This is a genomic window from Dietzia sp. B44 (genome assembly GCF_014145245.1).
Classification (GTDB): domain Bacteria; phylum Actinomycetota; class Actinomycetes; order Mycobacteriales; family Mycobacteriaceae; genus Dietzia; species Dietzia natronolimnaea.
Genome location: NZ_JAALEF010000451.1, coordinates 1550 through 12870 on the forward strand (window position 1 = coordinate 1550; position 11321 = coordinate 12870).

The window sequence follows — 11321 nt, forward strand, 5'->3', positions numbered from 1 at the left end:
GACCGCCGCGACCACGCCGATCGCGGTGACCACCGACAGTCCGGCCAACAGCCAGAACACGCCCCGCCAGCCGCCGAACGGGACCACGGCACCGCCGACGAGCGGGGCGATCACCGGCGCCACCGACTGGAGGGCCATGAGGGTCGCGAACGCCTTGGCGACACCGGCACCGCGGCCGACGTCCACCACCACGGCCTTGCTCAGGACGATCCCCGCCGCGCCGAAGAACCCCTGGGCGACCCGTCCCAGCACCAGTACCCAGATCGACGGGGCCAGCGCACACACCACGGCCGCGACCGCGGTGCCCACCGAACCCAGGATCAACAGGGTGCGCCTGCCCACACGGTCCGAGAGCGGGCCGATCACGAGCTGCCCGGCGGCCAGCGAGACCATGAACGCGGTCAGGGTGAGCTGGGCGACCGAGGCGGAGACCCCGAACTCCCCGACGATGAGGGGAAGCGCGGGCAGGTAGGTGTCGGTCGCGAACGGCCCGATCGCACCGGCCAGGGCAAGGGGCAGCAGCACGGCGGCGGGTACGGTCCCCGGCAGCGTGGACGGGGGATCCGGCGCCTGGGCGCGGGGGAGGGTGGACTTCACGGGAGGACGATAGCCCCGCCGGAGAGGGCCGCGCGACGCCCCGATAACCCGCTTTCACCCCCGTTCCGACGCCCGACGCGCGGGCGAACCGTGCGGGTGACGGGCGAGTGCCGGTCAGTCGGTGCGGACCTCGGCGACCCCGTCGAGGTACGTGATGACCCCGCCCTCGAAGGTGGAGATCCATCCCCCGTCGGTGGTGGCCTCGTCCGCGGTGGGGAAACCCAGCTCGCCCGCGGGCCCGCCCGCGTCCAGGTAGGCGGCGAGGATCTCGCCCTGCACCACGAAGGCGCGCCCTGCGGGGGTGAGGACGATCGCCCCGCGTTCGAACTCGGTGATCGAGCCGCCCTCTACATCGGTGGCGGGTCCGGCCGCCCGGCCCAGTTCGCCCGCCTCGCCGCCGAGGTCGTTCCAGCGGTCCGCCACGGGTGCCGGGACCTCGACCGTCGAATCGGCGGGCCCGGGGACGGGGGCCGAGGTCGTCGTGGACATCACCTCCGAGGTGGTCGGTGACACCCCGGTCGCCTCGTCCCGGCCCGATTCGCCGTCCGTCCCACAGGCGGAGAGCCCGGCGGTGGCGGCCGCGGCGACCGTGACTGAGGCGAGGGTACGCGTGATCCTGTTCATGCACGTAGATCCTAGTCGCGGCCAGACCGGCGCCGAACGTCGTTGCCGGATCGCGACACTCCAGGGTGTTCCGCGGGGGCCGCGGTCGGGGGACACTGGATCCGGGCCACGCCCGTCGGGGCGGGAGGAGGGGGCGACATGTCGAGGTTCGTCACGTGTCTGTGGATGGACGGGCAGGCCGAGGAGGCCGCGGAGTTCTACTGCTCGGTCTTCCCGAACTCGCGCGTCATCTCGGTCGACGAGTCCCCGGTCGACACGCCGGGGCCGAAGGCCGGCGAGGTCCTGACAGTGGAGTTCGAGCTCGACGGTCGGGCCTTCCTCGCCCTCAACGGGGGTCCGGGGGTCGAGTACACCGATGCGATCTCGCTGGAGATCAGGTGCGCCGACCAGGCCGAGATCGACCACTACTGGGACGGCCTGCTGGCCGGCGGGGGCCGGGAGGTGCAGTGCGGCTGGCTCATCGACCGTTACGGCGTGCGCTGGCAGGTCGCACCGGAGTCGTTGTACGAGCTGTGGCGCTCGGGGGACCAGGCGGCCACCGCACGGGCCTTCACGGTGATGATGGACATGGTCAGACTCGACGTGGCCGCACTGGAGGCCGCTGCCCGGGGAGTCTCGTGACGCCACCCCCCGGGCGGTCACCCATGCAGGTCACATAGCCCGCGCGTGTGTGGCCCCCGCAGGTCACAGGCCCGCACAGGTCACAGACCCGGGCGCTTGCCCACCGTCAGCGTGACCTCGCCGGTGTGGGCGAAGAAGTCCTCGCCCTTGTCGTCGACCACGATGAACGCGGGGAAGTCCTCCACGTCGATCTTCCACACCGCCTCCATGCCGAGTTCCTCGTACTCGATCACCTCGACGTGCTTGATGCAGTCCTGGGCCAGCCGCGCGGCGGGGCCTCCGATCGAGCCGAGGTAGAAGCCGCCGTGGGTGGCGCAGGCATCGGTGACCTGCTTCGAGCGGTTGCCCTTGGCCAGCATGACCATCGAGCCGCCCGCGGCCTGGAACTGCTCGACGTACGAGTCCATGCGGCCGGCGGTGGTGGGGCCGAACGATCCCGACGGCATCCCCTCGGGGGTCTTGGCGGGTCCCGCGTAGTAGACCGGGTGATCCTTGAGGTACTGCGGCATCTCCTCGCCGGCGTCGAGCCGCTCCTTGATCTTGGAGTGGGCGATGTCGCGGGCCACCACCAGGGGACCGGTGAGGGACAGACGGGTCTTGACCGGGTGCTTGCTCAGCTCGGCGAGGATCTCCGCCATGGGCTTGTTGAGGTCGATCCTCACCGCGGCGCCCTTGCCGGTCCCGGACACGCCGTGCGTCGCGGCGTCCAGTTCGGCGTCGGTGGTGGCGGGCAGGAAACGGCCGGGATCGAACTCGAGCTGCTCGAGGAACACGCCCTCCGGGGTGATCTTGGCCTTGGCCTGACGATCGGCGCTGCAGGAGACGGCGATCGCGACGGGGAGTGACGCCCCGTGGCGGGGGAGGCGCACCACGCGGACGTCGTGGCAGAAGTACTTACCGCCGAACTGCGCGCCGATCCCGATCTGCTGGGTCAGCTCGAAGACCTTCTCCTCCAGCTCCACGTCGCGGAATCCGCGGCCCGACATGGCCCCCTCGCGGGGGAGCTCGTCCAGGTAGTGCGCCGAGGCGAGCTTGGCCGTCTTGACCGCGAACTCGGCGGAGGTGCCGCCGACCACGATCGCCAGGTGGTAGGGCGGGCAGGCCGCGGTGCCGATCGAGCGGATCTTCTCCTCGATGAACTGCATCATCCGCTCGGGATTGAGGATCGCCTTGGTCTCCTGGTACAGGAAGGACTTGTTGGCCGAGCCGCCGCCCTTGGCCATGAACAGGAACTTGTAGCTGTTCTCGTGGCCGGGCGTGGTGTCGGCGCCGATCTCGATCTGGGCCGGGAGGTTGTTGCCGGTGTTCTTCTCGTCCCACATGGTGAGGGGGGCGTTCTGCGAGTAGCGCAGGTTGAGGCGGGTGAACGCGTCGTAGACGCCGCGGGCGACCGCCCGCTCGTCGGGCCCGGGGGTGAGCACGTGCTGGCCGCGCTCGCCCTTGACGATCGCGGTGCCGGTGTCCTGGCACATCGGCAGCACCCCGCCGGCGGCGATGTTGGCGTTCTTGAGCAGGTCGAGTGCGACGAACTTGTCGTTGTCGCTGGCCTCGGGGTCGTCGAGGATCTTGGCCACCTGCGCCAGGTGGTCCGGGCGCAGGTAGTGGGAGATGTCGTGCATCGCCGTCTCGGTGAGCAGCCGGATCGCCTCGGGGTCCACACGCAGGAAGGTGGTGCCGTCCGGGCCGTCCACCGTGGAGACGCCCTCGGTGGTCAGGAGGCGGTAGTCGGTGGTGTCCGCACCGACCGGGAGGAGGTCCTCATAGACGAACTCGGGCATCGACGCTCCTGGATCTTCGAGGGGGGTAAAACTTCCGTCCAGGATAATCGTCCGATTGCGCAGGTCAGAATCGGGTGTCCAGCAGGGGGACGAAGCGGTATCCGCCGTGGTCGGTGACCTCCACCTTCCCGCCGGTGCGCCGCACCCGGTGCATCACGTCGCGCCAGGGAGCGACCATCACGCCGTCGTCGTCCAGCTGGTCCACGAGTTCCTGCGGCAGGGCCCGGCCCATCGCCGAGACGAGGATCCGGTCGAAGGGGCCGTACTCCGGCAGGCCCAGCACGCCGGGCCGGGCCTGGTGTACCCGCACCCAGGGCTGGGTGAGGGCCGCGCGTGACCTCTCGACCAGCTCCGGAACCAGCTCGACCGCGTACACGGCGGACCCCGGTCCGCCCAGTTCGCCGAGGATCGCCGATGTCCAGCCGCTGCCGGAGCCGACGTCGAGGACCCGCATCCCGGGGAACGGTTCGAGGAGGGTCATCATGTCCGCCACGGTGGAGGGTTGCGAGTTCGTCTGCCCGTGGCCGATCGGCAGCGGAGCGTCGCGGCGGTGGTCGCCCGCGACCTCAGGGGGGAGGAACCGTCGCCGGTCCTGGGCGCGCATCGACCTCCGGACCTCCGCGGTGGGCATGCCGGGCCTCCTTCGCGACGGGATTCCGATGGCGTGATCGTACTCGCGCCGGGGTCCCGTGGCCACGGGAGCGGGCCGGTCGGCGCGAGGTCCCCACCACCCGCTTCTGAGGGAAGGCACACCTTGGTTTTGCCCCTGCGTACACGGCGTGGTTAAGGTGAGCCTAACCTACTGACTTAAGCCCCTGGAGACACTGTGAACCGATTCCCCACGATCGTCGCCGCGGCAGCCGCCCTCGCCCTGACCGGCGGCGCGCTCACTGCCTGCGGAAGCTCCGACGCGCAGTCCACCGGCACCGACGGTGAGGGGCCCGCGCGGGTCGTCCTCACCAGCCACGCCGCTGCCGACACGCTCGACGAGCTGGATCTCGAGGACCGGGTGGTGGGCCTGACCAAGACCGGGGTGTTCCCGGACGCGCTCGACACCTATGCGAGCGATGAGTACACGGACGTCGGCAGCCTCAAGGAGCCGAAGATGGACGTCATCGCCGAGCTCGGCCCCGATCTGATCCTGTTCGGTGCGCGCACGGAGGCGATGGAGCCCGAGTTCGCCAAGATCTCGGACCAGGTGATCGCCGGTGATCCCGACACCTCCGACACGGTCGCGTCCAACCGCGCCAAGGTGGAGGAGATCGCCGCCCTGTTCGGTGCCGAGGACAAGGCGGCGGAGCAGCTCGCCGAGATCGACGAGAGGGTCGCCGAGACGCGTGCCAAGGCCGAGGACGCCGGAACGGCACTGGTGCTCATGACCTCGGGCGGCAAGGTCACGGCCTACGGCCCCGGGACCCGGTTCGACATCATCTTCAACGAACTCGGAATGGAGTCGGCCGGTGACGTCGCCGCCGAGGGCAGGCACGGCGCACCGCTCAGCTGGGAGCAGATCGCCGAGCTCGACCCCGATCACGTCTTCGTGATCGATCGGGACGCCGCGATCGGTGCCGAGGGTGAGGCGGCCACCGCGCTGCTGGACAACCCCCTGTTCAACCGGACCTCCGCCGCGACCAACGGCAACGTCCACATGCTCGACGGACAGAACTGGTATCTCATCGGCGGCGGGCTCGGCGTCCTGGACGCCATGATCGGCGAGATCGACTCGGCAGTCTCCTGACCGCGGGGAGCACCCGGTCGTGACCACCACCCTGTCGGAGAACCGGCGTCGGCAACGAACGCCGTGGCCGGTTCTCGGCGTGGCCGCACTACTGGTGGCACTGGTCGCGAGCGTGTTCGTCGGCGCGGCCGACATCACCGTCTGGGAGGTCCTCACCGGTGGCCTCACCGAGGCGCACCGTAGCTACCTGGTCGAGGCCCGGCTGCCCCGGACCGCGGCGGCAGCGCTGGCCGGGGCGTCCCTGGCGGTCGCGGGACTGCTCATGCAGCTGCTCACCCGCAACCGCTTCGTGGAGCCCTCCACCGCCGGGACGGTCGAGTCCGCCGGATTGGGCCTGGTCGTGGTGGCGATCCTCGCCCCGGGCGCCCCGATCGTGGCGAAGATGCTCGTGGCGATGGTGTTCGCCCTCGCGGGTACCGCGCTGTTCCTCGCGTGCATCCGTCGCGTCGCGGTCTCCGACTCCTTCATCGTGCCGCTCATCGGCATCATGCTGGGCTCCGTGGTGGGGGCGGTGGCGGCGTTCCTGGCACTGTCCCGCGACCTGCTCCAGATGCTCAACGCCTGGATGCTCGCCGACTTCTCCGCGGTTCTCGCCGGGCGGTACGAACTGCTCTGGCTGGTGGCCGTCCTCGGGGTGATCGCCTACATCACGGCGGACAGGTTCACCGTGGCCGGGCTGGGGGAGGACGTCGCCACGGGCCTCGGTGTGGATCACCGCACGGTCGTCGCCCTGGGAATGTCCATCGTGGCGGCCGTCGCCGCCGTCGTCGTCGTCACCGTGGGCGCCCTCCCGCTGCTCGGACTCGTGGTTCCCAACGTCGTCTCCAGACTCGTCGGCGACGACGCGCGCCGCGGCCTGCCGCTCGTGGCGCTCCTCGGCGCGGTCACCGTCCTCGTCTGCGACATGGTCGGACGGTCGCTCCCGGGCATCCTCGCCGGTGGCTCGACCGGTGCGGGTGAGATCCCCGTGGGGACGCTGGTGGGGATCATCGGCGGGGCCGTATTCCTGGCGATGATGCTGCGGGCGGTGCGCAATGGTTGATACCCCTACCGCGGAGCGCCTGCCGCAGCAGCTCCGGCGTGGGCGGACACGGACCGAGTCCGACCGACGACGCCGGTGGCTGGTCACCCTGGTCTGCGCCGCCGTCGCGGTCGGGGCGCTGGCCGCACTCGTCCTGACCGGCCTCCCGGAGACCGTGGGCTCCAGGGCGTGGCACTACTCGCTGGACCGGTTGTCCCGCCATGCCGTGGCGATCGTCCTGGTGGCCGTGGCCGTGGGCGTGTCGACGGTGTTGTTCCAGACCGTCACCGGGAACCGGATCCTCACCCCGGCACTCATGGGCTTCGACTCGCTGTACCTGCTCGTCCAGACGATGCTCGTGTTCTTCGTGGTCCCGCGTCCCGAGGCCCTCGCCGGCGGCCTCATCAGCGGCGGCCTCTCCGGATTCCTGGGGCAGACGGCGATCATGGTCGTGGCCTCGACCGCGCTCTACCTCTGGCTGCTCGGTGGGCGGAGGACCGACATCCACCTGCTGTTGCTGGTCGGCGTGGTGTTCGGGGTGTTCTTCCGCTCGATCTCCTCGTTCTTCCAACGCCTGCTCGACCCGGCCGCCTACCTGCGGGTCCAGGACGCCATGTTCGCCAGCTTCCGGGGTGTGCAGCCGGACGTCCTGGTCGCGTGCGGACTCATCGTCGCCGCCTGCCTGGGTGTGGTCGTGCTGCTCGGCCGCAGGCTGGATGTGATGCTCCTCGGCCGTGACCCGGCGGTCGCCCTGGGCGTGAACCACCGCCGGGTGACGATCGTCGTGCTGGTGGTGGTCTCGTTCCTCGTCTCCGCGTCGACGGCGCTGATCGGCCCGGTGATGTTCTTCGGGCTCATCGTCGCCAACGCCGCCTACGCGCTCCTCGGGACCACCCTCCACCGCTTCACGCTGCCCGTCGCCTCGCTGCTCGGCGTGGTCGCGCTGGCCGGTGGGGAGTTGGTGCTCGGCGCCCTGGGCGTCGAGTCCGCGTTGAGCATCGTCATCGAGTTCGTCGGTGGCCTGCTGTTCCTCTTCCTGCTCCTGACCAACCGCGCACGCTGACGAAAGAAGCAGATCATGTCCCTCCTCCCGTTCCGTCGCCGCGGTGACCGGACCAGCGCGACCCCGTGGCCGGCCGAGCGCCCGACCGGGGACGGTATCGAGGCGAACTCGGTGTGCGCGTCATACGGCGAGACACAGGTCCTCCGCGACGTCACCGCGTGCGTCGCCCAGGGCGGCGTCACCTCGTTGATCGGACCCAACGGCGCCGGCAAGTCCACGCTGCTGGGGGTCATGAGCCGACTCCAGGGAGCCGACTCCGGACACGTCCTGGTCGACGGGGTCGATGTGTCCGTGAACGGTGGCCGCGAGCTCGCGCGACGCCTCGCGGTACTGCGTCAGGAGAACGCCGTCTCCATACGCCTGACGGTCCGCGAACTCGTGGCCTTCGGCAGGTTCCCGCACAACGGTGGTCGACCCACCCCCGGGGACGAGGAGCACGTCGGGTACGCCCTGGCGGCGATGGAGCTCGAGGGCCTGGCCGACCGGTACCTCGACGAGCTCTCCGGCGGCCAGCGCCAGCGTGCCCACATCGCCATGGTTCTCGCGCAGGACACGGACTACGTCCTGCTCGACGAGCCCCTCAACAACCTCGACCTGCGTCACGCCACCTCGATCATGCGGTTGCTGCGCCGGACCGCCGCGGAGCGGGACAAGACCGTCGTCCTGGTGATCCACGACATCAACATCGCCGCCGCCTACTCGGACCGGATCATCGCCATGAAGGACGGGGCGATCGTCGCCGACGGCACGCCGGCGCAGATCATGCGGACCGACGTCCTGCGGCTGGTGTACGACATGGACATGCAGGTCGCCGAGGTCGCGGGGCGATACGTGGCGCTGTACTTCGACGGCGAGGACGAGCCGGAGGACATCGGCGCGGTCCTGTCCACCGCCTGACCGGCTCTCCCGGCATGGTCCACGGCGCTAGTGTCGGGGACATGCGTTTCGGACTCTTCCTGCCCCAGGGTTGGCGGCTCGACCTGGTCGACGTGCCCCCCGCCCGCCACTGGCCGGTCATCACCGACCTCGCCACCCGTGCCGACGCGGGCCCGTGGGAGTCGGTGTGGGTGTACGACCACATGCACACCGCACCGCTCACCACCGCGGAGGCCACCCACGAGGCCTGGAGTCTGATGTCCGCCCTCGGTGCGGTGACCTCCCGGGTGCGGCTGGGTCAGATGTGCACGTGTCTCGGGTACCGCAACCCCGCGCTGCTGGCGAAGATGGCGTCGACCGTGGACCACATCTCCGGCGGGCGCGTCGAGATGGGGATCGGGGCCGGCTGGTACGAGCACGAGTGGCGGGCCTACGGCTACGGGTTCCCCTCCGCCGGGGAGCGGATCGCCATGCTCGACGAGGGGGTGCGGATCATGGCCAAGGCCTGGGCCGACGGCATCGTCTCGCTCGAGGGTGACCACTTCCGGGTCGACGGTGCCATCGTGCAACCGCGGCCCCTGCAGGAGGGTGGCATCCCGATGTGGATCGCCGGCGGCGGCGAGCGGAAGACCCTCCGGATCGCCGCCCGCCACGCCGACTACACCAATTTCGACGGCAGCCCCGAGGGGTTCGCCCACAAGTCGGAGGTCCTGTTCGGGCACTGCGCGGATGTGGGCCGCGACCCCTCCGAGATCACCCGCACCGCCAACTACAACGTGGCGGTCGGGGAGACGGAGAAGGAGGTCGCCGACAGGCTCGCGTTCCTCCGTGACCGGATGGCCCGCCACGTGGGGGCGGACGAGGCGGACCGGCAGCTCGGAGCGTACCGCGGCCTGCCCGCGGTGGGCACGCCCGAGCAGATCGTGGACAAGCTCCGCGAACTGGAGGGTCTGGGGATGACCTACGGGGTCTTCTACTTCCCCGAGATCGCCACCGACACCTCGGGACTCGAGTTGTTCGAGCGAGAGGTCATCCCGGCCCTGGCATGACCCGCCTGCCGGGCGGACGTCCCCACCATCCCCGACCACCGGAGTGCGACAGTGATCAAGGACATCCACTACGAGGAGCTGCCCGCCGAGGCGGTGCTCGAGCACGTCACGCCGGGGATGCACATCATCTCGCCGATCCAGAACGCGGCGCCCCCGGCGTTGCTGCGCGCTCTCGACGCGGGGGCCGAGGGGTTCTCCGGAGTCACCATCCACCACATGGACCCCTGGGAATCGCTGCCCTTCATGGAGGGTGCATACCCGGGCAGGCTCCGGCACGTGGACTACTTCCTCGGTCCCGGTTCGCGGAAGAACTTCCACGAGGGCAGGTGCGACCTCGTCCCGGTCGACTTCGCGCAGGTCCCGGCGACCCTGCGTGAGTTCAGCCCGCCCGGCCTCGCCGTGACCACGGTCTCCGAGATCGACGAGCACGGGTTCTTCTCGATGGGCACCAACGCGGACTACGTCGCGTCCTTCATCGGACAGGTTCCGTTTTTCGTCGAGGTCAACGCCAACATGCCCCGGACCTTCGGGCGCAACCACATCCACATCTCCCAGGTCGTGGGCGTGACGCGGAACGACGCCCCGATGATCTCGATCGAGCCGCCCGTGCCCGGCGAGATCGAGCACGCGATCGCCGACCACATCGCCGAGCGGGTGCCGGACGGGGCCTGTCTGCAACTGGGGGTCGGCAAGCTCCCCAACGCGGTGCTGTCGCGGCTCACCGCGCACGAGAACCTGGGGATCCACACCGAGGCGCTGTCGGACGGCGTGATGGACCTCGTGGACGCCGGCGTCATCGACGGATCACGGAAGACCGGCCGGCCGTTCAAGCACGTCACCACCTTCGCGGTGGGGTCGCAGAAGCTCATGGACTGGCTGCACAACAACCCGTCGGTCGCCATGCTCCCGGTGGACATCGTCAACGACCCGCGCGTGATCGGTCAGGAGCACAATCTCCATTCGGTCAACGCCACGAGCGAGGTCGACCTCTACGGGCAGGCGGCATCGGAGACGATCGGTGGACGGTACTGGTCCGGAGCCGGTGGTCAGGCGGACTTCGCGAGGGGCTGCAGGTTCTCACCCGGTGGCCACGGGTTCATCGTCACCCCGTCCCAGACCTCCGGCGGTATCAGCCGGATCACGCTCTCGTTGACGCCCGGGAGCCCGGTGACCACCCACAAGAACATCATCGAGAACGTCGTGACCGAGTACGGGATCGCGACGCTCAGGGGTCGGTCGGTGTCCGACCGCGCCGCCGCACTGATCGCGATCGCCCACCCGGACCACCGCGAGCGGCTGAGTCGGGAGGCCCGCGACGCCGGGCTGTTGCCGCGGACCGTGCACTAGGGCCGGATCCCCGACGGCCCACCGGCGCCACGTTCGCGGCGCCACGTTCGCGGCGTCCACGTGGGTCGACCGGTGGCAGGGGGCCCGGAGGGGGGTTACGTTTCCGGTGGAATGTGACCCCTGACATCGGAGGAAATCATGGACCCCATCATCTGGATCGTCATCGGGGTGGTCGCAGTGGTCGTGGTCATCGCGTTGATCGCGTTGGCCGCGAGGAACAGCAACAGGAAGAAGCTCGGCGAGGCGGCCGAACTGCGTAAGGACGCCCGGGAGCGGGAGCAGCAGCTGGAGCGTCAGCACTCCGTGGCCCGTGAGCAGGAGCACCGCGCGGGTGCGGCGGAGCAGGAGGCCAAGGCCAAGGCCGCGGAGGCGGATCGCCTGCGGTCGGAGGCCGAGCAGCACCGTTCGGTCGTCGACGAGCAGCGTCAGGACGTGCGCCGCATGGAGCAGCACGCGGACAAGCTCGATCCCAAACACCGCGCAGACGCTCCCGGCCGCACCGATGCCCCGGGCCACGCCGATGCGCCCGGCCGGACCGGTGACCGCAACCCGGTGACGGACGAGTCCGGTCGGTCCGACGTGCGCGGCGGCGCCTCCACGGCCGGCG

At 70.2% G+C, this 11321-nt stretch carries 12 protein-coding genes; 8 read left to right on the forward strand and 4 right to left on the reverse strand.

The window, feature by feature from the left end; all coding sequences use genetic code 11:
• The coding region (locus tag G6017_RS13915; RefSeq protein ID WP_182617876.1) for an MFS transporter at positions 1 to 597 on the reverse strand (597 nt) is incomplete at its 3' end.
• A gap of 114 nt (positions 598 to 711) precedes the next feature.
• Positions 712 to 1221 (reverse strand): LGFP repeat-containing protein, encoded by a 510-nt coding sequence (locus G6017_RS13920; protein ID WP_182617878.1) that lies wholly within the window; start codon positions 1219 to 1221, stop codon positions 712 to 714.
• A gap of 138 nt (positions 1222 to 1359) precedes the next feature.
• On the opposite strand from G6017_RS13920, the gene G6017_RS13925 reads away from it, so the two are divergent.
• Positions 1360 to 1842, forward strand: coding sequence for a VOC family protein (locus tag G6017_RS13925; RefSeq protein ID WP_179525614.1), 483 nt, complete (start codon positions 1360 to 1362; stop codon positions 1840 to 1842).
• Positions 1843 to 1922: 80 nt separating this feature from the next.
• On the opposite strand, the gene G6017_RS13930 is transcribed toward G6017_RS13925, so the two are convergent.
• Both G6017_RS13930 and G6017_RS13935 read right to left on the reverse strand, forming a co-directional pair.
• Positions 1923 to 3620 carry a fumarate hydratase gene (locus G6017_RS13930; RefSeq protein ID WP_182617880.1) on the reverse strand — a complete coding sequence of 566 codons (1698 nt, stop codon included), beginning with the start codon at positions 3618 to 3620 and terminating at the stop codon, positions 1923 to 1925.
• Positions 3621 to 3684: 64 nt separating this feature from the next.
• Entirely contained in the window at positions 3685 to 4251 is a 567-nt protein-coding gene (locus G6017_RS13935) for a protein-L-isoaspartate O-methyltransferase family protein (RefSeq protein ID WP_182617882.1), read from the reverse strand.
• A 195-nt stretch (positions 4252 to 4446) separates the two neighbouring features.
• Here G6017_RS13935 and G6017_RS13940 point away from each other — a divergent pair, with 195 nt between their 5' ends.
• The 7 genes from G6017_RS13940 to G6017_RS13970 form a co-directional block, all read left to right on the forward strand.
• The gene (locus tag G6017_RS13940) at positions 4447 to 5358 is read left to right on the forward strand and encodes an ABC transporter substrate-binding protein (RefSeq protein ID WP_182617884.1); all 912 of its coding nucleotides are present in this window, start codon (positions 4447 to 4449) and stop codon (positions 5356 to 5358) included.
• 19 nt (positions 5359 to 5377) lie between these two features.
• On the forward strand, positions 5378 to 6400 hold the full coding sequence (locus G6017_RS13945) for a holin (protein ID WP_182617886.1): 1023 nt from the start codon (positions 5378 to 5380) through the stop codon (positions 6398 to 6400).
• A complete protein-coding gene (locus tag G6017_RS13950) occupies positions 6393 to 7442 on the forward strand; it encodes an iron chelate uptake ABC transporter family permease subunit (RefSeq protein WP_182617888.1) in 1050 nt (349 codons plus the stop codon). The genes G6017_RS13945 and G6017_RS13950 overlap by 8 nt, the downstream gene beginning before the upstream one ends.
• 15 nt (positions 7443 to 7457) lie before the next feature.
• Entirely contained in the window at positions 7458 to 8339 is an 882-nt protein-coding gene (locus G6017_RS13955; RefSeq protein ID WP_182617890.1) for an iron ABC transporter ATP-binding protein, read from the forward strand.
• Positions 8340 to 8380: 41 nt separating this feature from the next.
• The gene (locus G6017_RS13960; protein ID WP_182617892.1) at positions 8381 to 9367 is read left to right on the forward strand and encodes an LLM class F420-dependent oxidoreductase; all 987 of its coding nucleotides are present in this window, start codon (positions 8381 to 8383) and stop codon (positions 9365 to 9367) included.
• A gap of 54 nt (positions 9368 to 9421) precedes the next feature.
• Entirely contained in the window at positions 9422 to 10714 is a 1293-nt protein-coding gene (locus G6017_RS13965) for an acetyl-CoA hydrolase/transferase C-terminal domain-containing protein (protein ID WP_182617898.1), read from the forward strand.
• Positions 10715 to 10852: 138 nt separating this feature from the next.
• Positions 10853 to 11321 (forward strand): hypothetical protein (locus G6017_RS13970; RefSeq protein ID WP_182617894.1); only part of this gene is annotated, 469 nt, incomplete at its 3' end.

Excerpts from the sequence above, each read along its gene's own strand:
- G6017_RS13920 (WP_182617878.1), bottom strand. The coding sequence starts at position 1,221 with ATGAACAGGATCACGCGTACCCTCGCCTCAGTCACGGTCGCCGCGGCC.
- G6017_RS13925 (WP_179525614.1), top strand. The coding sequence starts at position 1,360 with ATGTCGAGGTTCGTCACGTGTCTGTGGATGGACGGGCAGGCCGAGGAG.
- G6017_RS13930 (WP_182617880.1), bottom strand. The coding sequence starts at position 3,620 with ATGCCCGAGTTCGTCTATGAGGACCTCCTCCCGGTCGGTGCGGACACC.
- G6017_RS13935 (WP_182617882.1), bottom strand. The coding sequence starts at position 4,251 with ATGCCCACCGCGGAGGTCCGGAGGTCGATGCGCGCCCAGGACCGGCGA.
- G6017_RS13950 (WP_182617888.1), top strand. The coding sequence starts at position 6,393 with ATGGTTGATACCCCTACCGCGGAGCGCCTGCCGCAGCAGCTCCGGCGT.
- G6017_RS13955 (WP_182617890.1), top strand. The coding sequence starts at position 7,458 with ATGTCCCTCCTCCCGTTCCGTCGCCGCGGTGACCGGACCAGCGCGACC.
- G6017_RS13960 (WP_182617892.1), top strand. The coding sequence starts at position 8,381 with ATGCGTTTCGGACTCTTCCTGCCCCAGGGTTGGCGGCTCGACCTGGTC.